Raw genomic sequence first — 21,417 nt, 5'->3', positions numbered from 1 at the left:
CCGGCCTTGCGTGATCCACTCTGCCCCCGCGGGGGTAAGGGGGTCGATTACCTCTCAGGTCATGCTCGGTGCTCGAGCTGGGAGACGTCGCGGGCGGCGCCGGTGGAGGCCGAGGTGGCCATGGCGGCGTAGGCGCGCAGCGCGGCGCTGACCGGACGCTGCCGGTCGCGGGGCCGGTAGCCGCCGAGGTCGGCCAGCAGCTTCTCGCGGCGGATCTCCAGCTCGTCCTCGGGGACGTCCAGTTCGAGGACGCGGTTCGGGATGTCGATGACCACGCGGTCGCCGTCCTCGACGAGGGCGATGATCCCGCCGCCCGCGGCCTCGGGGGACGCGTGCCCGATGGACAGGCCGGACGTCCCGCCGGAGAACCGGCCGTCGGTGATCAGCGCGCACGCCTTGCCGAGCCCGCGGCCCTTCAGGAAGCTCGTCGGGTACAGCATCTCCTGCATGCCGGGGCCGCCCTTGGGGCCCTCGTAGCGGATCACGACGACGTCGCCGGCCTTGACCCGGTCGCCGAGGATGCCCTCGACGGCGTCGTCCTGGCTCTCGAAGACGACGGCGGGGCCGGTGAAGGTCCACAGCTCCTCCTCGACGCCCGCGGTCTTGACGATCGCGCCGTCGGGGGAGATGTTGCCGCGCAGGACGGCGAGGCCGCCGTCGGCGGTGTAGGCGTGCTCGGCGTCGCGGATGCAGCCCTCGGCCCGGTCGAGGTCGAGCTCCTTCCAGCGGTTGCTCTGGCTGAACGCGGACGTGCTGCGGACGCCGCCGGGAGCCGCGTGGAACAGCTCGACGGCCTCGGGCAGCACCTCGGGGGAGCGGACGTCCCACTTGGCGACGAAGTCGGCGATGGACGCGCTGTGGATCGAGTGCGCGCCGGAGTTGAGCAGCCCGGCGCGGTGCAGCTCGCCGAGCAGGGCGGGGATGCCGCCGGCGCGGTGGCAGTCCTCGATGTGGTACTTGCCGCTGGCGGGGGCGAGCTTGCAGACGCAGGGGACGCGGCGGGAGACGGCGTCGATGTCGGTGAGCCCGAAGTCGACGCCCGCCTCGGTGGCGGCGGCGAGCAGGTGCAGGATCGTGTTGGTGGAGCCGCCCATGGCGACGTCGAGCACCATCGCGTTCTCGAACGCCTCCCACGTCGCGATGTTCAGCGGCAGGACGGACTCGTCGTCGCCCTCGTAGTACCGCTTCGCGATCTCGACGACGGTGCGTCCGGCGTTCTCGTACAGGTCGCGGCGGGCGGTGTGGGTGGCCAGGACGGTGCCGTTGCCGGGCAGCGCGAGGCCGATCGCCTCGGTGAGGCAGTTCATCGAGTTGGCGGTGAACATGCCGGAGCAGGACCCGCAGGTCGGGCAGGCGCTCTCCTCGACCTCGGCGAGCTTGGCGTCGGCGACGGACGCGTCGGCGGAGGCGATGATCGAGTCGATCAGGTCGAGCTTGTTGCCGTCCATGACGCCCTCGACGGGCTTGCCGGCCTCCATCGGGCCGCCGGAGACGAAGACCGTCGGGATGTTGAGCCGCATCGCGGCCAGCAGCATGCCCGGGGTGATCTTGTCGCAGTTGGACACGCAGACGAGCGCGTCGGCGCAGTGCGCGTTGACCATGTACTCGACGGCGTCGGCGATCAGCTCGCGGGACGGCAGCGAGTACAGCATGCCGCCGTGGCCCATGGCGATGCCGTCGTCCACCGCGATGGTGTTGAACTCGCGGGGGACGCCGCCGGCCTCCTTGACGGCGCCGGCGACGACCTTGCCGACCTCGTCGAGGTGGACGTGGCCGGGCACGAACTGGGTGAAGCTGTTGGCGACCGCGACGATGGGCTTGCCGAAGTCCTCGCGCTCGACGCCGCTGGCCCGCATGAGGGCGCGGGCGCCCGCCATGTTCCTGCCGTGGGTGACCGTGCGTGACCTGAGCGGGGGCATCGTGACCTCTCCAACCTGTGACGTGCGCGAGCCCGGGGCGCGCGTCCCGCCGGGGTCGGCGGGGGCGGGCGATCTTCGCCGGGTGTCGCGGTGTGTGTGCCGGGACGCTCGCAGCGGCGGATCGCGGCGCTGCCGCCGGCTCAGCGGAGGTCGCGCGCGGGCCGGCCTTCCAGGTCCTCGATGCTATCAACGCCGCGCGGGTGCACGAATTCCCGGGACGGCGCGGCCGGCCCGGTGATCGGCGGAGAGATGCGGGCACCCCGGGCGGTCGAGGTGCCGCGCGTCGCGTCGGGTTCAGACGGGATACTTGGGCGGCAGCGCCTTCTCCGCCGCCTGGAAGATCCGCTGGACGTCGATGTCGGTGAGGATCTTCGGTCGGCGCCGCAGGTACGCGCGCGCCCGGTTGCCGGCGTAGACGTCCACGTCCCGGACCCGCATGACCTTCCACGGGATGGACGGCCCGTAGATCGCCACCGAGGGCTGGACGGCGACCTCGAAGCCGACCCGGCCGGCGAGGATCCGGCTGGCCTGCTCGGCCTCCCAGCGCGCCTCGTCGAGCCGGTCCTTCTTGTTGACGGGGCCGTGGAACAGTTTGAGGTGGGACAGGGTGCGCACGGGGAGGCGCTTGTCCCACTTCTCGGAGTCGATCGCGTAGACGCCGCTGGGCCCGATGACCAGGTGGTCGATGCGGCCGTCGCTGACGCCGTCGTCGTCGCGCGGCACCGACCGGGCGTGCAGGACGAGGTACCCGCGCCGCTCGAGGGTCTTCAGCTGCTTCTCGGTGCGCCGCTCGGCGGCCGAGGACTTCTGCCACGCGGGGACGCTGGAACTCTTGCGGGTCGTCCGGACGACGTCGGCGATGACGAGCAGCACGGCGAGGGTGAGCCCGGCGCGCAGGTCGATCAGGATCCAGCCGGCGACGAGGGCGACGAGGGCGGCACCGCCGCGGACGGCCCAGCGGCGGGCGCGGGGGTCGCCCAGCAGCGCCTCGAGGCCTTCGGCGCGGTCGCCCTCGCGGTCGCCGGAGCGCTCGGCCGCACGCTCCGCGGCGAGGTCGTCGGCGAGGTCGTCGGCGAGGTCGTCGGGACGGCCGCCGGTGCCGTCCGGGTGGCCGCTCGGCGGGCCGCCCGTCCGGTCGTTCACGGGAGGTTCACGCTGGTCACGCCTCTCTTCGGGTCCGGTCCCGGGTCGCGCCCGGGCCTCCTGTCCGTTGCCCCGCTCCGTGATCGCCATGGGTGACGCTCCGTATCCCTTTCCTATCGGGGGCATGATCCTCCGTGCGCAGAGTAATCAGTCGTGCGGCGGTCGAACTAGTCATCCAGGGTTAATAGTTTTGTCCCCGCTCGCGAGTGATTCTCTTACGCGCCGGGTGGGTAGGGTGGTTATTCACCTTCCTTCGCTCCACGGCGTACCCGTACGCCCGGCCGGTGTCCGTGGACCGTCTCTCCCATTGATGCCCGCGCGCCGGACGTCTACGGTTTCGGTCGTGACACATCCCCATGACCTCGGCGTCAGGGAGGCGGCCGCGGCCGTCCGCGCCCGGGAGCTGTCCCCGGTCGAACTCGCCGATCACTACCTGGAGCGCATCGAACGCCTGAACCCGCGGGTCGGGGCGTACGTGACGGTGACCGCGGACCTCGCGCGCGAGCAGGCGCGCGCGGCCGAGAAGGCGGTGCTGGACGCCGCGGACCCGGCGGAGCTGCCGCCGCTGCTCGGCGTCCCGATCCCGATCAAGGACCTGAATTTGGTGGCGGGCGTTCGGGCGACGCTCGGTTCGGCCGCGTTCGCCGACCTGGACGGGTTCGCCGACGACTCGGTCGTGCGGCTGCTGCGCGACGCGGGCTCGGTCATGCCGGGCAAGACGACGACGCCCGAGTTCGGCCTGCCGTGCTACACCGAGAGCCCGGTGGCGCCGCCCGCCCGCACCCCCTGGGACGAGTCGCGGTCGGCGGGCGGGTCGAGCGGCGGCGCGGCGGCGGCGGTCGCGGCCGGGCTCGCCCCCGCGGCGCAGGGCAGCGACGGCGGCGGGTCGATCCGGATCCCGTCGAGCGCGTGCGGGCTGTTCGGCATCAAGCCGACGCGCGGCCGGATCTCGCAGGGGCCGGTGAACGCGGACCTGTTCGGGCTGGCGACGAACGGGCCGATCGCGCGGAGCGTGCGGGACGCGGCGCTGCTGCTGGACGTCATGGCCGCGCCGATGTACGGGGACCTGTACCGGGCGCCGGCGCCCGAGGGGACGTTCCTGTCGTTCGCCGACCGCCCGCCGGGGCGGCTGCGGATCGCGCGGAGCATCGAGCCCGCGGTGCCGGGCGCGACCGTCCATCCCGACTGCGTCGCCGCCTACGAGGAGGCGTCGGCGCTGCTGGAGGAGCTGGGGCACGAGGTGGTCGACCTGCCGCGGGTCGACGCGTCGGATCTGCTGCCGCACTTCGAGACGCTGTGGGCGGCGATGGCCACGACGACGCCCGTGCCGCCCGAGAGCGAGCACCTGCTCCAGCCGCTCACCCGCTGGCTGCGGGCGCGCGGCGCGGCGACGCCGGCGCCGCGGTTGCTCGACGCGCAGGCGACGCTGCAGGGCGCGTTCCGTCTCGTCCTGGAGATGACGGACGAGTACGACGCGATCCTGCACCCGACCCTGGCGCAGCCCCCGGTTCCCGTGGGCTACTTCCACGACCAGGAGCCCGAGGAGAACTTCGCACGGCAGACGCGCTTCACGCCCTTCTGCGCGATGTACAACATCTCCGGGCAGCCCGCGGTGAACGTCCCGCTGCACTGGACGGGCGAGGGCCTGCCCATCGGCGTGATGCTGGCCGGCCGGATCGGCGGGGAGGGCACGCTCATCTCCCTGTCGGCGCAGCTGGAGGAGGCCCGCCCCTGGGCGGACCGGAAGCCGCCCATCTGGACGGAGTGACCCGGTCCGGGCCCACCGGGGAGCACCGGAGAGCCAGCGGGGTAAGACCCGCCCCGGCGCGGCGGATGAGCCCGCGCGGACCGGGCAGGGGTACGGCGTGGTCGAAGAGGAACTCGCCGCGCTGGCGCGGCGGCACGGCGTCGCCACCCGCTACAGCGACTGGCGGGGACGGGAGACCGGGGTGTCGCCGGACACCCTCCGCTCCGTCCTCGCGGCGCTCGGCGCGGACGTGTCGTCCCCGGCGGCCGTCCTGGCGGAGCTGGAGCGCGAGCGGGAGCTGGACCGGACGCGGCTGCTCCCGCCGGTCGTCGTCGTCCGGCGGGGCGAGGACCCGCCCCGGCCGCCCGGCGATCCGGAGCTGACGGTCGAGTTCGCCGACGGGACCGTGCGGCCGTTCGGCGGCGCGTCCTTCGAGGGCGGCTCCTTCGAGGGCGGGGCCGGCGACGTCCCGCTGGGCTGGCACCGCCTGCACGCACGTTCGGGGGACCGGCAGGAGAGTGTTCCCCTGCTGGTGGCCCCGCGCGCGCTTGCCCCGCCCGAGCGGGCATGGGGCTTCACCGTCCAGCTCTACTCGGTCCTGTCGAGCGCGTCCTGGGGGATCGGCGACCTGCACGACCTCGCCGACCTCGCGGCCTGGAGCGCCCGCGACCTCGGCGCCGGGTTCACGCTCATCAACCCGCTGCACGCGACCGAGGCGGTGCCGCCGATCGGCCCGTCGCCGTACTCGCCGATGAGCCGCCGCTTCGCCGCGCCGCTGTACCTGCGCGTCGAGGACCTCCCCGAGTTCGCCGCGCTGCCCGCCGCCGACCGCGACCGGCTGGGCGCGCTCGGCGCGCCGCTGCGCCCGGACGGCGGGGGCGCGCCGGGGACGATCGACCGCGGCGCGGCCTGGGCGGCGAAGCTGCGGGCCCTGGAATCGCTGCACCGGCTCCCGCGCGGGGACGCCGAGCAGCGGGAGTTCGCGGAGTTCCGGGCCCGCGAGGGCGGCGCGCTCACGATGTTCGCGACCTGGTCGGCGCTCAGCGAGAAGCACGGCCCCGACTGGCGGACCTGGCCCGCCGAGCTGCGCGCCGCCGGGAACCGGGCCGTCGCGGGCGAGGCCGCCCGGCTCGCCGACCGCGTCGACTTCCACGCCTGGCTGCAGTGGCGGCTGGACGGGCAGCTCGCGGCGGCGCAGCGGGCGGCGCGGGACGCGGGCATGCCGATCGGGATCGTCCACGACCTGGCGGTCGGCGTCGCGCACGGCAGCGCCGACGCGTGGATGTACCGGGACATGATCGCGCCGGGCATGAGCGTCGGCGCGCCCCCGGACGAGTTCAACCAGCGCGGCCAGGACTGGGGGCAGCCGCCGTGGCATCCGCGCCGCCTCGCCGAGGCCGCCTACGCCCCGTTCCGCGACATGCTCGCGGCCGCGTTCCGGCACGGCGGCGGCCTGCGCCTCGACCACGCCATGCAGGTGTCGCGGCTGTGGTGGGTGCCCGAGGGCGGTTCGCCCGCCGACGGCACCTACGTCCGCTACGACCGGGACGCGCTGCTCGGCTGCCTCGCGTGGGAGGCCGAGCGGGCGGGCGCCGTCGTCGTCGGCGAGGACCTCGGCACCGTCGAGCCGGAGGTCCGCGACGCGCTCGCCGCGCACGGTGTCCTCGGGACGTCGCTGCTGTGGTTCGAGCGGGACGGCGGGGGCCGGCCGAAGCGGGCGCCGGTCTGGCGCGAGCCGTCGCTGGCCACGGTCGGGACGCACGACATGCCGCCCGTCACCGGGTTCCTGCACGGCGACCACATCGACCTGCGCGACCGGCTCGGCCTGCTGACCCGTCCGCGCTCCGACGAGGAGGACGACCACCGGCGGCGGCTCGCGGACTGGCTCGGCCTGCTGCACGCCGAAGGGCTGCTGGCCGCGCCGCCCGACACCGTCCTGCGGGCCCTGGCCGACGGGTCCGGCGAGCACGACGGGGACGTCGTCGCGGCCCTGCACGCCTTCCTCGCCCGCACCCCCGCGCGGCTCCTCGGCGTCGCGCTCGCCGACGCCGTGGGCGAGCGCCGCACGCAGAACCAGCCGGGCACGGTCGACGAGTACCCCAACTGGCGCGTCCCGCTGGCCGGACCGGACGGACGTCCCGTCCTGCTCGACGACCTGCCGTCCCGCCCGCTGCCGTCCGTCGACCCCGTCCGGGCGGGGGCGGACGCCGTCGGCCGGGTCAGCCGAGAGTCGACGTGATGCGCGTCGTGACGTCGTGCAGGAGGGTGTCGGGGACGATGTCGGCCGCGGCGATCGCGGAGAACAGCGCGGGCATTCCGGGCAGCGGGTAGGGGTCGCCGGCCGCGGTGTCCTGCGCGGCGTCCAGCGCGGCCGCGCCGAGCGGGCGGCGGCGCAGCGACCGGCGCGCCCGCTCCCACGCCGACTGCACCTCCTCCGGCGACGGCACCCCGAAGCCGTGCCCGACGGGCGCGGCGTGCCGCAGCTTCACCAGCGCGCCGTCGGCGAAGTCGTTCGCCAGCCCGCAGCGCTCGGCTAGGTCGGCGCGGACGGCGCCGTCCAGCCGGGTCACCACCGTGCAGGGGGTGCGGCAGCGGGCGGCGCAGTCGCCGAGCGCGGAGGCGACCTGGCTGTGCTGCCGGTCGAGGTAGGCGCGCCAGCCGGGCGGCGGCATCGCGGCGACCCGCAGCGCGCGCTCGCACGCCGACCGCTCGGGCCGCGTGTGGTCGCACTCGCGCGGCGCGTCCGGTTCGACGGGCACGCCCCACCGGCTGCCCGCGCCGCCGACGGCCGCCGCGAGCAGCGCCGGGTCGCCCGCGTGGCCGAGCACCGGCTCCCACGCCAGCATCGCGAGGTACTCGCCCGCGATGTGCACGGCCGCGACGAGCGCGGCCATCTCGCGGCGGTGCCAGCGGACCGCGATCACCTCGAGCAGCAGCGCGTACGCGGGCCGCAGGCTCGCGAGGGCGCCGCGCGGCCGTTCCCGGGGGGCCTGCGGCATCCGGCTGGCGCGCGCCCGGTCGAGCAGGTCGGGGGGAACCTCCCCGGCGGCCTCGGGCATGCCGAAGTCCTCGGCGTCCAGGTCCAGGACGCGCTGCCCGAACGCGCACAGCGCGGCCACCTCGCGGGTCCGGCCGTCGGCGGCGAGCGTCCCCTCGTCCAGCAGGGCCTCCAGGTCGCCGAACGCGTGCCGGCGCGCCAGGGCGGTCAGGACGTCCCGTGCGGTCTCCACCCGCCGCTTCCTTTCCGTTGTCCGGGGGGCGCGGCCGTGCGGCGCCCGGTCGGCGCGCCGCACGGCCACGGGTCGGGCCGTCAGGACGCCGAGGCGTCCTGCGCGCGCGCCCGCAGCGCACGCGCGACCCCGTCGCGTCCCTCGGACAGCAGCCGGACGAGCGCCGCCGGGGGAGCGTTCTCCGCGATGTACGCCTCGGTGCGGTCGATCGTGGACTGCTCGATCACCAGGAAGGGGTAGGCGACCTCGGCGAACGTCTGCGACATGTCGCTGCTCCACTCCTTCCAGACGCGGCCGACCTCGGCGAAGTACCGGTCGGCGTACGGGACGAGCAGGTCGGCCTGGTCCGGCTCGACGAACCCGCCGAGCGTCGCGCGGTACACCGCGTTCGGCAGGTCGCCGGACACGATCCGCTCCCACGCGGCGGCCTTGGCGTCCGCGCTCGGGATCGCGGCCGTGCAGGAGGCGGCGTGCCGCTCGCCCGCCGCCGTCCGGTCCCGCTCGAGCTCGGCGTCGATCTCGTCCTGCCCGGCCTTGCCGGTGACGACGAGGCGGCGCAGCAGCGTCCAGCGCAGGTCGGTGTCCACGGTGAGGCCGTCGAGCTTCTCCGACCCGTCCAGCAGGCCCCGGACGAGCGACAGGTGCGCGTCGGTGATCGCGGACCCGGCGAACGCCTGGACGAACGCGAGCTGGAAGTCCGAGCCCGCCTCCGCCTCGCGGGCCAGCCCGGCGAGCGTGTCGGCCATCAGCGTGAGGCCCTCGTCCCGCCACGCCGGGTCGGCGTACTGCTGGACGGCGAGGCGGGCCTGCCGCAGGAGCGTCTGCGCGACCGAGATGTCGGTGACGCCCCGGATGCCCTTCGCGACGAGCCGGACGTAGTCGCGCGTCGCCATCTCGGCGTCCCGCGTCATGTCCCAGGCCGCCGACCAGCACAGGGCGCGCGGCAGCCCCTCCCTGATGTCGCCGATCCCGTCGATGAGGGTGCTCAGCGAGTGGTCGTCGAGCCGGATCTTCGCGTAGGTGAGGTCGTCGTCGTTGACCAGGACCAGGTCGGGCCGCTTCCGCCCGACCAGCTCCGGCACCTCGGTGCGGGCGCCGCGGACGTCCAGTTCGACGCGCTCGCGCCGCACGATGCCCTCGGGCGTCCGGTCGTACAGGCCGATCGCGACGCGGTGCGACCGCAGCGTCGGGTAGTCGGCCTTCGCCTCCTGCAGGACGGCGAACGACGCGAAGTTCCCGTCCTGGTCGACCTCGTAGTGCGGACGGAGCGTGTTGGCCCCGGCGGTCTCCAGCCACTCCTTCGACCACGCGCCGAGGTCCTCGCGCCCGGACGTCTCCTCGAGCGCGCTCAGCAGGTCGGCGAGGACGGTGTTGCCCCACGCGTGCCGGTCGAAGTACCGGCGGACGCCCTCGAGGAAGTTGTCGAGGCCGACGTAGGCCACGAGCTGCTTGAGGACGCTCGCGCCCTTCGCGTACGTGATGCCGTCGAAGTTCACCTCGACGGCCCGGATGTCCGGGATGTCGGCGGAGATCGGGTGCGTGGACGGCAGCTGGTCCTGCCGGTACGCCCACGCCTTCATCAGGTTCGCGAAGCTCGTCCAGGACGACGTCCACTTGGTGGCCTCGGACTGGCACAGCACGCTCATGTACGTCGCGAACGACTCGTTCAGCCACAGGTCGTCCCACCAGCGCATGGTGACGAGGTCGCCGAACCACATGTGCGCCATCTCGTGCAGGATCGTCTCGGCGCGCCGCTCGTAGGCCGCGTCGGTGACCCGCGACCGGAAGACGTAGTCCTCCAGGAACGTGACCGCGCCCGCGTTCTCCATCGCGCCCGCGTTGAACTCCGGCACGAACAGCTGGTCGTACTTCGCGAACGGGTACGGGCGCCCGAAGACCCGCTCGAAGTACTCGAAGCCCTGCCGGGTGACCTCGATGATCGCGGGCGCGTCCAGGTGCTCGGCCAGCGACTCCCGGCAGTACACGCCGAGCGGGACGACGGTGCCGTCCGCGCGCCGGTACTCGTCGCGGACGACGTGGTACGGCCCGGCGATCAGCGCGGTGATGTAGGTGGAGATCTGCGGCGTCGGCATGAAGTGCCAGTCGCCGCCCTCCCGCTTCTCGGCGGCTTCGTTGGTGACGACCTCCCACTCCTCGGGGGCGCGTACCCGGAACTCGAACGTCGCCTTGAGGTCGGGCTGGTCGAAGCACGTGAACATGCGGTGCGCGTCGGCCGTCTCGAACTGCGAGTACAGGTAGACGCCGCCGTCCACGGGGTCCACGAACCGGTGCAGGCCCTCGCCCGACCGCGAGTAGGCGCAGTCGGCCACGACCCGGAGCTCGTTGTCGGCGGCCAGGCCGGGCAGCGGGAGGCGACCCTTGTCCGCGTCGTAGGACGCGGGGTCGAGCGCGGTGCCGTTGAGCGTCGCCTCCCGCACGACCGCGCCGTGCAGGTCGACGAACGTGGACGCCCCCGGTTCGGCGCTGCCGAACCTGATCACGGTCGTGGAACCGAACCGCTCCGTACCGGTCGTGAGGTCCAGTTCGACCGCGTAGGACCCGACGGTGAGCAGCCGTGCCCGTTCCCGCGCCTCGTCGCGCGTGAGGTTGCCTGCCACATGAACTCCTCGGTCGGCTTATGGCTTGATCCCCCATGTCTACCAACAGGGCGCCCGCGCCGTCGGTAGACGGCCGTCCCGCACCGATTTCCCGCGATCCCCATCCCGGGGAAATGCGGACGGGCGGGGATGAGTTGTCGCTCTCGTAGACCGGTCCAAAAGGAGACTCACCATGACGCAGGACGCCCGTACGCCCGTGGACTTCTGGTTCGACCCGCTGTGCCCGTGGGCGTGGATCACCTCCCGCTGGATCCTGGAGGTCGAGAAACTGCGCCCGATCGAGGTGCGCTGGCACGTGATGAGCCTCGCCGTCCTGAACGAGGACAAGGACATCCCCGAGGGCTACCGCAAGATGCTGGAGACGGCCTGGGGCCCGGTGCGGATCTGCATCGCCGCCGAGCAGAAGTACGGGAGCGAGGTACTGGGACGCCTCTACACCGAACTGGGCATCCGCCGCCACCACGACAAGCAGGACTTCGGCCCCGAACTCGCGCGGGAGGCCCTGACCGCCGCCGGGCTGGACCCGTCGCTCGCCGCGGCCGCCGACTCGACCGAGTACGACGAGGCGCTGCGCGCGTCCCACAAGGACGGCATCGACCGCGTCGGCCAGGAGGTCGGCACCCCCGTCATCGAGGTCGAGGGCAGCGCGTTCTTCGGCCCGGTGGTGACGCCGATCCCGCGCGGCGAGGACGCGGTCAAGCTGTTCGACGGCGTCGTCGCGGTGGCGAGCACGCCCGGGTTCTTCGAGCTGAAGCGCACCCGCACCGAGGACCCCTCCTTCGACTGAGGGTGAACCTTCGGCCGGCCGGAGGAAAGTCGCAGTTGCGAGGCTATTGCAACTGCAACGGCTGCGCCTCACACTGTCCCTGGTGTCGCCAACGGCAGGGCGGTGAGGCATGCACGCACCGGACGGATTCATCGACGCGCCGGTCTCGATCGCGGCGGGCGCCGTCGCGGTCGCCGGGGTCGGGCTGGCGCTGCGCGGCGCCACCCGGGAACTGGACGACCGGACGGCCCCGCTCGCGGGACTCACGGCGGCGTTCGTCTTCGCCGCGCAGATGCTGAACTTCCCGGTCGCGTCCGGGACCAGCGGGCATCTGCTCGGCGGGGCGCTCGCCGCGATCCTGGTGGGCCCGTGGACGGGCGTGCTGTGCGTGGCGGTCGTCCTGCTGCTGCAGTCGCTGCTGTTCGCCGACGGCGGCCTCACCGCGCTCGGCGTCAACGTCATCACGATGTCGCTGGTCACCGCCGCCGTCGCGTACCCGCTGTTCCGCGCGCTCGTCCGGGTGCTGCCCACGTCCCGCCCGGCCGCCGCCGGGGCGGCGTTCGCCGCGGCGCTGGTGTCGGTTCCCGCCTCGGCCGTCGCGTTCACCGCGCTGTACGCGCTGGGCGGCACGACGGACGTCTCGATCGGGACGGTCGCGGGCGCGATGATCGGCGTGCACGTCCTCATCGGGATCGGCGAGGCGCTGATCACGGCGGCGACGGTGTCGAGCGTCCTGGCCGTCCGGCCCGACCTGGTGCACGGCGTCCGCGACCTGCGCAGACCGCCGGAACTGCGCACGCGGGGCACAGGGGACGCGGGCACGGGCGGCGCCGACCGGGCCGAGCCGTCGCAGGCGTGAGGGAGAGGCCGTGAGGGAGAGAGCCGTGCAGACCAAGCGTTTCTTCGCCGGTTTCCTGATCGTGTCGGCGATCCTGGCCGGGATCGTCAGCTTCTACGCCAGTTCGAGCCCCGACGGCCTGGAGAAGGTCGCCGCCGACAAGGGCATCGCCGCGAAGGAGGAGGAGCACGGGCTGGCCGGCTCCCCGCTCGGCGACTACGGCGTCGAGGGCATCGGGAACGCCCGGCTGTCCGGCGGCCTCGCCGGGCTGATCGGCGTCGGGCTCACGCTCGCGGTGGGCGGCGGCCTGTTCTGGACGATCCGGCGGCGCGGCGGACCGGAGGCGCGGGCCGGAACGCGGGCCGAATCGCGGACGGACTAGTGGGCGCGGGGCACGCGCACCGGCTGTACCTGCCCGGGAACTCGCCGGTGCACCGCCTGCCGCCGCACTGCAAGCTCGTCGCCGTCCTGGCGTTCACGCTGCTCGTCGTCGCGACGCCGCGCGAGCGGATGTGGGCGTTCGGCGGGTACGCGCTGCTGCTCGCGGCGGTCGCGCTCACCGCGCGCGTCCCGCTCCGGACGGTCGCGCGGCGCACCGTCATCGAGGTGCCGTTCGTCGCGTTCGCGTTCCTCTTGCCGTTCGTCGCGCGCGGCGACGAGGTGGCGGTGCTCGGGCTGCGGCTGAGCGAGGACGGGCTGTGGGGCGCGTGGAACATCCTCGCGAAGGGCACCCTCGGCGTCGTCGCGTCCGTCCTGCTGGCCGCCACCACCGAACCGCGCGTGCTGCTGCTCGGCCTCGAACGGCTCCGCGTGCCGCGCCTGCTCGTGCAGATCGCCGCGTTCATGCTGCGGTACGGCGACGTCGTGGCCGCCGAGCTGGGCCGGATGCGGGTGGCGCGGGCGTCCCGCGGGTTCGAGGCGCGCGACGTCCGCGCCGCCCGCGTCCTCGCGAGGTCGCTCGGCGCGCTGTTCCTGCGCTCGTACGAGCGCGGCGAGCGGGTGCACCTGGCGATGCTGAGCCGCGGGTACGACGGCCGCATGCCGGTGCTCCACGACATCGGAGCCACGCCCGTCCAGTGGACCGCCGCGGCGGCCCTGCCCCTCGCCGCGTCCCTGCTGACCCTGGCCGCTTGGATGGGCGCATGACCCCCTCCCTGGACGTGCGGGGCCTCGCCTACGCCTACCCGGACGGGACGCAGGCGCTGTTCGGCGTCGACCTGACGATCGGGCGCGGCGAGCGCGTCGCGCTGCTCGGGCCGAACGGCGCGGGGAAGACGACGCTCGTCCTGCACCTGAACGGCATCCTGCACGGCGGGGCGGGGGACGTGCGGGTCGGCGGGCTCGCCGTCGACCCGGGCGACCGCGCGGCGCTGCGGGAGATCCGCCGCCGGGTCGGCATCGTGTTCCAGGACCCCGACGACCAGCTGTTCATGCCGACGGTCCGCGAGGACGTCGCGTTCGGCCCCGCCAACCTCGGGCTGCGGGGGGCCGAACTGGACGCGCGCGTCCGGTCGGCGCTCGACCGCGTCGGGATGGCCGACGTCGCCGGCCGCCCGCCGCAGCACCTGTCCTTCGGGCAGCGCCGCCGCGTCGCGGTCGCGACCGTCCTGGCGATGGAGCCGGAGATCCTCGTGCTGGACGAACCGTCCTCCAACCTCGATCCCGCGAGCCGCCGCGAGCTGGCCGAGATCCTGCGGAGCCTCGAGGTGACCGTCCTGATGGTCACCCACGACCTCCCGTACGCCGCCGAGCTGTGCCCGCGCTCGGTCGTCCTGTCCGGCGGGGCCATCGCCGCCGACGCCCCCACGCGGGAGCTGCTGGCCGACGCCGAACTGCTCCGCGCGCACCGGCTCGAGCTGCCGTTCGGCTTCGACCCGGCCGCCGCCCGCTGAGCCGCGCGCCCAGCGCGCCCCGCGCGCCGGGCGAGCCGCGTGCCGGGCGACGCGCGGGTGCGGCGTTCGGCCGTTCCGCTTGCTCAACGCGCCCGCCTCCGCCAGACTCGATACCGTCGGCAATGGCAATGATTTTCATATCCGAAACGGGGGCAATTCACCGTGAAGGTCGCGTTCGTGGGCAAGGGTGGCAGCGGCAAAACCACCCTCTCGTCGCTGTTCGTCCGGCACCTGGCGGGCCGCGGGCTGCCGGTCGTCGCCATCGACGCCGACATCAACCAGCACCTCGGCGTGGCGCTCGGCCTCGACGAGGACCGCGCCGCCAAGATCCCCGCGATGGGGGACCACCTCGCCGAGATCAAGGAGCACCTGCGCGGCGCGAACCCGCGCGTCCCGTCCGCGTCGTCCATGGTCAAGACGACCCCGCCCGGCGAGGGGTCGCGGCTGCTGGACTTCCGCGGCGACGACCCGGTCCACCGGCTGGGCGAGGACGTCGACGGGACCACCCTGCTCGCCACCGGCCCGTTCAACGACGACGACCTCGGCGTGGCCTGCTACCACTCCAAGACCGGCGCCGTCGAGCTGTACCTCAACCACCTCGTCGACGGGCCCGGCGAGTACGTCGTCGTGGACATGACCGCCGGGGCCGACACGTTCGCGTCCGGGCTGTTCACCCGGTTCGACCTGATGTTCCTCGTCGCCGAACCCACCCGCAAGGGCGTCGGCGTCTACCGGCAGTACACCGAGTACGCCCGCGACTACGACGTCGCGATCCGCGTCGTCGGCAACAAGGTGCAGACCGACGACGACGTCGCCTACCTCCGCGAGCACGTCGGCGACGACCTGCTGACCTGGCTCGGCCAGTCCGCGTCCGTCCGCGCGTTCGAGCAGGGCCGCGCCGGCGTCACGCTGGAGGAGGGCAACGAGGCGGCGCTGTCGCGGATGCGGTCCGAGGTGGACTCGCGCGTGCAGGACTGGGAGAAGTTCCGGCGGCAGGGCGTGGAGTTCCACGTGAAGAACGCCCGGAGCTGGGCGAGCCGCGCCGTCGGCGAGGACCTGGAGGCCCAGGTGGACCCGGCGTTCCGGTTCCCGGCGGAGCCGTCCGCGCGGCCGGTGTGACGGCCGGTGCGAGGGCCGGTGTGACGGCCGGTGTGACCGGAACGCCCCGATTCGGACGTCCGGGCGTACACCCGGCGTGATGTAGGGCCTACCGTGGCGGGGTCGGCACCACTAACCTGCGCGCCATGACGATGCGGCGGATGGTGATGACGGCCGGCGGTGCGGTGCTCCCGGTCGCGGTGATCGCCCTGATCTTCGGCAACCAGTGGACGGTCGAGGCGATCACCGGGGAGGGGCGGGACGGCGGCCTGTGGCCGCTGCTGTTCTGGCTGCAGCACCCGCAGTGGAGCGTCTACCCCGACGATTTCTACAACTGGGGTTACGTCATCTCGCTGGACTTCGGCCTGATCCTGTTCTTCGTGCTGCTCGCGGGCCTCGCCGCGGCCGGTGTCCGCGCCGTCGACCCGAACCGGGGGATGCTCGGCGCGGTCGTCACCGGCTGGTGGGCCTGCGTCGTCGCCGCGGGCGTCTCGAGCCTCGTCACCGGCCTGCTGGTCAAGCTGACGCTCGACATGGAGATCATCGGCGGGCCCGTCGGCGGGAGCATCGTCTGGAACACCGTCGCCGGCGGCGCCGCCTTCGGCCTCGTGTACGGCTGGATCGCGGGCCTCGGCGCCCTCGCCGGGTTCCACTTCGGCCGCGACCGCGGGTTCGGCGGTCAGCAGCAGCCCATGCAGCAGGCGGGCATGCAGCAGGCGGGCATGCAGCAGGGCTATGTCCCGCAGGGCTACGTCCAGCAGCCGTACGCGCAGCAGCCGGGCGCGCCCATGCAGCCGCAGATGCCGCCCCCGGGGCAGCAGCCGGTGCCGGGGCAGCCGATGGCCGGGCAGCAGCCGTACGCCCAGCCGCAGCACCCGTCCGCGGTCCCCTACGTCCCGCCGCAGGGCGGGCCCCAGCAGCCCGCTTGGGGTGCCGCGCCGCAGCAGCCGGCCGTCCCGCCGCAGGCGTCCGCGCCCGAGCCGCCCGCGCCCGCCCCGCCCGCCGCGCAGCAGCCGCCCGCGCCGGACGCGCCCACGCTGGAGCCGCCCGCGCAGGAGCCGCCCACGCAGGCGGACGACGAGACGGTGCCCGCCGGGTCCGAGGACGGTCCGGGGAGCGGCGGCGACCTCGCGGACACGACGATGCTCGACCACGAACCGGACGCGGGCCGCGAACCGGACGCGCGCGACGACCGCCCGATGCCCCCGCCCGCCTGACGCCCGCGGGGCCCGTCGCCCCGGGGACCGGGGAGCGTCGCGGACCTGCGACAATCGGGCCCATGCGCGTCTTTCTTGGAACCGATCACGCCGGCTTCGAGCTCAAGGAGCACCTGGTCTCCTGGCTGAAGGAGAACGGGCACGAGCCCGTCGACTGCGGCGCGCTCGAGTACGACGCCGCCGACGACTACCCGCCGTTCGTCCTGCGCGCGGCGGAGCGCACCGCGGCGGAGCCGGGCACCTTCGGGATCGTCCTCGGCGGCTCCGGGAACGGCGAGGTCATGGCGGCGAACAAGGTGCGGGGCGTGCGGGCGGCGCTCGTCTGGAACGACGACACCGCCGTGCTCGCCCGCGAGCACAACGACGCCAACGTCATCAGCATCGGCGCCCGCCAGCACGACGCCGCGACCGCCGCGCGGTTCGTCGAGCTGTTCCTCGGCACCGAGTACTCCAAGGAGTCGCGCCACACCCGCCGCATCGACATGCTGACCGCCTACGAGCGGACGGGCGCCATCCCCGGCGCCTGACCCCGGACCCGGGCGCCGGGCCCCGGCCCGGCGCTCACACCGTCCGCGAGCCGCCGCCGCGCTTGTTCTGGCGGCGGCGCTCGTTCTTCGCGGCGCGGCTGCGCTTCGGGGTCCTCGCGGGGGCGGGGGCGTCCTCACCGGCGGGCCTCGGGCGGGACACGTCGCGCGTCCGCATCGCCGCGTCCACCGTGATGCGCATGCTCTGCTGGCCCATGCCGCCGCCTCCTCGTGTCCCGCTCGCGGGCACCGTCGTCCCGAAAAAATCCTGAACAGGGCTCGTACCCGGAAATCTCGCCACTGGACCGTTACAAGGAGTGACGGGTGGCGTGGATCCCGTCCAGGTCGGGTGAATGCTCGATACAGTGCCGGAGTCATGCTTCAACGTCTGGTGCAGCGCCTGCCGCCGAGAGTGCGGGCCTTCCTGCGCAGGATCCCGATCCTCGTGGTCCTGTACCGGTTGCTGCGCCGCGGGCGGCTGACCCGCGACCGGTACGTGTTCGCGGGGCTGGCGGTGCTCGCGGTGGTGATCGGGGCGGCGACGGCGAACGACACCCGGGGCCTCGCGCCGTCGGGCGTCCTGGTGCTGGTCGTGCTGGGCGGCGGCCTGCTGCTGCGGGTCCGGAGCCTGGTGGCGCTGCTGGCCATCGTCGTGGTGATGGTGTTCTTCGCGGCGTGGCACAACGGCCCGGCGATCGGCCCGGGGATGATCGCGACGCTGGCGGTGACGGCGGTGCTGGCGCTCACGCTGGCGCGGACGCGCCAGCAGCTCGGCGTGCAGGGGCTGCGGGGCGACTCGATGCTGCTGGAGCTGCGCGACCGGCTGCGCCGGCAGGGCGAGATGCCGGAGCTGCCGGACGGCTGGTCGTCGCAGGTCGTGCTGCTGCAGGCGGGCGGATCGTCGTTCGGCGGCGACTTCGTCGTGTCGGCGTCCGACGGCGACGTCCTCGAGGTCGCCCTGGTCGACGTGTCCGGCAAGGGGACGGACGCGGGGACGCGGGCGCTCATGCTGTCGGGCGCTTTCGGTGGATTGCTTGGATCGATCCAACCTGACCGGTTCCTCCAGGCGTGCAACCTCTACCTGCATCGCCAGCGGTGGGACGAGGGGTTCGTCACCGCCGTGCACGTGGTCGTCGACCTGCGCACCGGCGAGTACACGGTCGACTCGGCGGGGCACCCGCCCGCCGTCCAGTTCGACGCGAGCAGCGGCGCGTGGCAGGTCAGCCCGGCCAAGGGCGTGGTGCTCGGCGTCGTCCCGGAGGTGAGCACCCTCCCCGAGCACGGGCGGCTGCGCCCCGGCGACGCGCTGCTGCTGTACACCGACGGCCTGGTCGAGTCGCCCGGCCTGGATCTGGACGCCGGCATCGACCGGCTGCTCGGCGAGGCGGAGCGGCTCGTCCCGCACGGGTTCCGCAAGGGCGCGCGGGAACTGGTGGAGACGATGGCCGCCGCCCGCGACGACGACTGCGCGCTCGTCCTGATCTGGCGCAACTGACACGTCCCGCGCCCCGCGTCCCCGGCGTCAGCCGCGCCGGTACCGCGCGGGCCCCCGCCGCGCGCGGTACCGGACGGCCGCCGCGCGCGCCTCGGCCCGTCCCTGCAGCCCGGCGATGAGCGCCGCGAGCAGCACCGTCCCCGCGGCGGCGCCCGCGCCCGCGAGCAGCCGGGCGCGGGGCGACGCCCAGACACCGGTCATCCCGAGCGGGGCGAACGTCTTGGTCGGGACGCCCGTGTCGGCGGCGCGGGCCGGACGGGACGGGCGCGGCGTCGTGCGCGCCCGCGGGGCGGGGGACGGCGCCGCGGCGAGCACCGGGCCCGCGCCCTGCCCCACCCCGTCGACGGCGCCGCGGACCGCGCCGCGGACCGCGCTGCGCACCGTGCCCGACAGCGTGTCCGGGACCGACACCGCCGCCGGGACCCCGCACGGCTGCGGCTGCTCCACCAGCGTCAGCAGCAGGTCGGCGGCGGTGGGCCGGGCGGCCGGGTTCTTCGCCAGCGCCGACCGGACGACCGGGACGAGCGGTTCCGGCAGGCCCTCGAGGTCGGGTTCGCCGGTCGTGACGCGCAGCGTCGCCGGGGCGCCGCCGAACGGCATCCGCCCGGTGCCGGCGTGCGCGATGAGGCACCCCCACGCGAAGATGTCGGCGGCCGGGGTCGCCGCGCCCCCCACGAGGACCTCCGGCGCCATCCAGCCGGGCGTGCCGAGCACCTTCGCGGACCTGCCCGCGGCGCGGGCGTGCCGGCTCCCGGCGATGCCGAAGTCGATGACGCGGCAACCGGACAGCGTGAGCATGACGTTGGCGGGCTTCAGGTCGCGGTGCACGAGCCCGGCGGCGTGGATGGCGGCGAGCGCGGACGCGACGCCCACCGCGACGCCGTGCAGGTCGCCGGGCGGCAGCGGGCCGTTGCCCGCGAGCCGGTCGTGCAGCGAGACGCCGCCCACGTAGTCGGTGACGAGGTACGGGCGGCCGTCCTCCTCGCCGTGGGCCAGCACGCGCGCGGTGCAGAAGGACGCCACGCGGCTCGCCAGGTACGCCTCGTCCTTGAACCGCCGCCGGTAGGACGGGTCGCCCGCGAGATGCGGATGGATCGTCTTCACCGCGACGCGGCCGCCCGATTCGGGGTCCGTTCCGAGGTACACGGTGCCCATACCGCCCGAGCCCAGACGGCCGAGCAGGGGATGCCCGCCGACGACTCGGGGGTCCGCCGGCTCCAGCGGCCGGATGTCTGCGTCCATGGTGGTGTCCCGACTCCCTCACGTCTCTCCCGTCCGTCCATCCCCGCTTGTTCGCAAACTAGGCGCGTTTGTGCAGGAAGTAGCCGGAAGCAGGGCCTCGGTGCCGCGCTGAGTGCAGTGTGCCCCGCCAGGGTGGCGTGGGGGTTTCGGTCCGGTATGTGGTGATGTTTCGGTGCGCAATGGTTCGGTAACAACCTGTTCTGCGCACTCCTCCCGGGCGTTCGATGCGCGGCGGCCGCCGCGCGCGAGGGAAAGGGGGGAGGGGCGCCGGAGTGATGTTCCGGGACGGCTGGGCGCCCTCGCACTGGTCGGCGCGGGCCCGCGTGACCGTCACCGCGACCGTCGTCGTCGGGCTGCTGCTCGTGGCCGGTGTCCTGACCTTCTACTTCGGGCTGCGCAGTGCCTCGACCGCGCAGCTGCACGAGCGCGGCAGCCACGTCATCAACGAGCTGGTCGTGTACGTGCGCACCACCGACCCGCGAGGCTCGCTGCCCATCCGCGACCCCGACTTCGCGATGCTCCAGGTCGTGACGCCGGAGGGCGAGGTCCTCGCGCAGACCGACGCGATGCGCGGCCGCGGCCCGTTCGAGGTGCCGGCGCCGTCCGAGCCCGGACGCGCCCGCACCTACATCACGACCATGTCCGGAGTGCCGTCGGACGTCTACATCGTCGTCGAGCGCGTGATGACGCCGAACGGCCCCCGGATCGTCTACGCGGGCTCGTCCATCCCCATCTACTCCAGCAACCGGGTCTTCTTCATGGTGGCCCTCGTGGCCGTCGTCGTGCTCGGCACGGTGCTGGCCGGCTCGATCGTCGCGCTCGCGGTGCGGCGGGCGCTGCGGCCCGTCCGGCGGATGAGCGCGGAGCTGGCGCGGATCAGCGGCGGTGACCAGGGCCTGGTCACCGTTCCCAAGCAGCAGGACGAGGTCGCGGAGCTGGCCCAGTCGGTGAACCTGACCCTGTACCGGCTGGAGGACGTCCTGTCCCGGCAGCGCGCGTTCGTCGCGGACGTCTCGCACGAGCTGCGCAGCCCGATCACCGGCCTGCACGCCCAACTGGAGGTGGCGCTGCAGGCACCCGAGGACGAGGACTGGCCGGCGGTGGCCCGCGCCGCGCTCGCGGAGGCCGACCGCCTGCAGGGCATCGTGTCCGATCTGCTGATCCTGGCCCGGCTGGGGTCGGGGGTGCCCGCCGACCGCGTGCGGGTGGACCTCGGCGCGCTCGTCCGGGAGGAGGCCGCGCGGCGCCCCCGGCGGGCCGCCCTGGAGATCGACGCGGAGGAGGGCGTGCTGGTCCGGGTGGCGCCCGACCAGATCGCCCGGGTGCTGACGAACCTGCTCGACAACGCCGAGCGGCACGCGCGGTCGTGGGTGCGGGTCACGGTCGCGGCGGACGGGGCGGAGGCGGTGCTGGAGGTCCTCGACGACGGCGCGGGCATCGCCCGCGAGGACCGCGGGCGCGTCTTCCACCGCTTCCTGCGGCTGGAGGAGGGGCGGCGCCGCGACCGCGGCGGCACCGGCCTCGGCCTGCCGATCTCCCGTGACATCGCCGACGCGCACGGCGGCACGCTCGTCATCGCCGAGAGCGACGCGGGCGCCCGGCTCGTCATGCGGCTGCCCCTCGACCGGCCCGCCGGCGCGACCCCCGCGTGACCGGCCGCCCGGCGTCCGGTCATCATGGCGGGGACG

The 21,417-nt window shown here is 74.3% G+C and carries 18 protein-coding genes; 12 read left to right on the top strand and 6 right to left on the bottom strand.

Translation table 11 applies throughout. The annotated features are described in order from the left end of the window. Positions 1–59 precede the first annotated feature (59 nt). Both ilvD and F7P10_RS08560 read right to left on the bottom strand, forming a co-directional pair. Positions 60–1,919, bottom strand: coding sequence for a dihydroxy-acid dehydratase (gene ilvD / locus F7P10_RS08565; protein WP_151008862.1), 1,860 nt, complete (start codon positions 1,917–1,919; stop codon positions 60–62). A 294-nt stretch (positions 1,920–2,213) separates the two neighbouring features. Then, positions 2,214–3,062 (bottom strand): NERD domain-containing protein, encoded by an 849-nt coding sequence (locus F7P10_RS08560; protein WP_302851460.1) that lies wholly within the window; start codon positions 3,060–3,062, stop codon positions 2,214–2,216. A 343-nt stretch (positions 3,063–3,405) separates the two neighbouring features. Between F7P10_RS08560 and F7P10_RS08555 the strand changes: the two genes are divergently transcribed. Together F7P10_RS08555 and malQ are read left to right on the top strand one after the other, a co-directional pair. Further along, a complete protein-coding gene (locus tag F7P10_RS08555; RefSeq protein ID WP_254716490.1) occupies positions 3,406–4,830 on the top strand; it encodes an amidase in 1,425 nt (474 codons plus the stop codon). Between the two features lie 97 nt (positions 4,831–4,927). Beyond that, a complete protein-coding gene (malQ, locus tag F7P10_RS08550) occupies positions 4,928–7,048 on the top strand; it encodes a 4-alpha-glucanotransferase (RefSeq protein ID WP_151008860.1) in 2,121 nt (706 codons plus the stop codon). Here malQ and F7P10_RS08545 read toward each other — a convergent pair. Continuing rightward, entirely contained in the window at positions 7,029–8,039 is a 1,011-nt protein-coding gene (locus F7P10_RS08545; protein ID WP_151008859.1) for a hypothetical protein, read from the bottom strand. The genes malQ and F7P10_RS08545 overlap by 20 nt on opposite strands. 80 nt (positions 8,040–8,119) lie before the next feature. After that, a complete protein-coding gene (gene pepN / locus F7P10_RS08540; protein ID WP_151008858.1) occupies positions 8,120–10,657 on the bottom strand; it encodes an aminopeptidase N in 2,538 nt (845 codons plus the stop codon). Positions 10,658–10,829: 172 nt separating this feature from the next. On the opposite strand from pepN, the gene F7P10_RS08535 reads away from it, so the two are divergent. The 8 genes from F7P10_RS08535 to F7P10_RS08505 all read left to right on the top strand — a co-directional run bounded on the left by F7P10_RS08535 (position 10,830) and on the right by F7P10_RS08505 (position 16,995). Further along, complete coding sequence (locus F7P10_RS08535) at positions 10,830–11,444, top strand: DsbA family protein (RefSeq protein WP_151008857.1); 615 nt, start codon at positions 10,830–10,832, stop codon at positions 11,442–11,444. Between the two features lie 109 nt (positions 11,445–11,553). After that, positions 11,554–12,282 carry an energy-coupling factor ABC transporter permease gene (locus tag F7P10_RS08530; protein ID WP_254716489.1) on the top strand — a complete coding sequence of 243 codons (729 nt, stop codon included), beginning with the start codon at positions 11,554–11,556 and terminating at the stop codon, positions 12,280–12,282. 25 nt (positions 12,283–12,307) lie between these two features. Continuing rightward, positions 12,308–12,643, top strand: coding sequence for a PDGLE domain-containing protein (locus F7P10_RS44095; RefSeq protein ID WP_254716488.1), 336 nt, complete (start codon positions 12,308–12,310; stop codon positions 12,641–12,643). After that, positions 12,643–13,407 (top strand): cobalt ECF transporter T component CbiQ, encoded by a 765-nt coding sequence (gene cbiQ / locus F7P10_RS08525; protein WP_151008856.1) that lies wholly within the window; start codon positions 12,643–12,645, stop codon positions 13,405–13,407. Before F7P10_RS44095 ends, cbiQ begins: the two co-directional genes overlap by 1 nt. After that, entirely contained in the window at positions 13,404–14,153 is a 750-nt protein-coding gene (locus F7P10_RS08520; protein WP_151008855.1) for an energy-coupling factor ABC transporter ATP-binding protein, read from the top strand. The genes cbiQ and F7P10_RS08520 overlap by 4 nt, the downstream gene beginning before the upstream one ends. 162 nt (positions 14,154–14,315) lie before the next feature. Next, positions 14,316–15,272 (top strand): ATP-binding protein, encoded by a 957-nt coding sequence (locus tag F7P10_RS08515; protein ID WP_176611358.1) that lies wholly within the window; start codon positions 14,316–14,318, stop codon positions 15,270–15,272. 125 nt (positions 15,273–15,397) lie between these two features. Further along, positions 15,398–16,468: a hypothetical protein gene (locus F7P10_RS08510; protein WP_151008853.1), complete on the top strand. Its 1,071-nt coding sequence runs from the start codon at positions 15,398–15,400 to the stop codon at positions 16,466–16,468. Between the two features lie 62 nt (positions 16,469–16,530). Next, positions 16,531–16,995: a ribose-5-phosphate isomerase gene (locus F7P10_RS08505; protein ID WP_151008852.1), complete on the top strand. Its 465-nt coding sequence runs from the start codon at positions 16,531–16,533 to the stop codon at positions 16,993–16,995. Positions 16,996–17,029: 34 nt separating this feature from the next. On the opposite strand, the gene F7P10_RS08500 is transcribed toward F7P10_RS08505, so the two are convergent. Then, on the bottom strand, positions 17,030–17,209 hold the full coding sequence (locus F7P10_RS08500) for a hypothetical protein (protein ID WP_151008851.1): 180 nt from the start codon (positions 17,207–17,209) through the stop codon (positions 17,030–17,032). A gap of 159 nt (positions 17,210–17,368) precedes the next feature. Between F7P10_RS08500 and F7P10_RS08495 the strand changes: the two genes are divergently transcribed. Continuing rightward, a complete protein-coding gene (locus tag F7P10_RS08495; protein WP_151008850.1) occupies positions 17,369–18,487 on the top strand; it encodes a PP2C family protein-serine/threonine phosphatase in 1,119 nt (372 codons plus the stop codon). A 27-nt stretch (positions 18,488–18,514) separates the two neighbouring features. Here the strand turns inward: F7P10_RS08495 and F7P10_RS08490 are convergent, their stop codons facing one another. Beyond that, positions 18,515–19,729, bottom strand: a complete 1,215-nt coding sequence (locus F7P10_RS08490) for a serine/threonine-protein kinase (protein ID WP_151008849.1) — start codon at positions 19,727–19,729, stop codon at positions 18,515–18,517. Between the two features lie 275 nt (positions 19,730–20,004). Here F7P10_RS08490 and F7P10_RS08485 point away from each other — a divergent pair, with 275 nt between their 5' ends. Next, a complete protein-coding gene (locus F7P10_RS08485) occupies positions 20,005–21,381 on the top strand; it encodes a HAMP domain-containing sensor histidine kinase (RefSeq protein ID WP_254716742.1) in 1,377 nt (458 codons plus the stop codon). The last annotated feature ends 36 nt before the right edge of the window (positions 21,382–21,417 follow it).

Source organism: Actinomadura sp. WMMB 499, from assembly GCF_008824145.1.
In the GTDB taxonomy this organism is placed as follows: Bacteria; Actinomycetota; Actinomycetes; order Streptosporangiales; family Streptosporangiaceae; genus Spirillospora.
The sequence above is the reverse complement of the archived record's forward strand: the minus strand, read 5'-3'. Positions and strand labels throughout refer to the sequence as shown.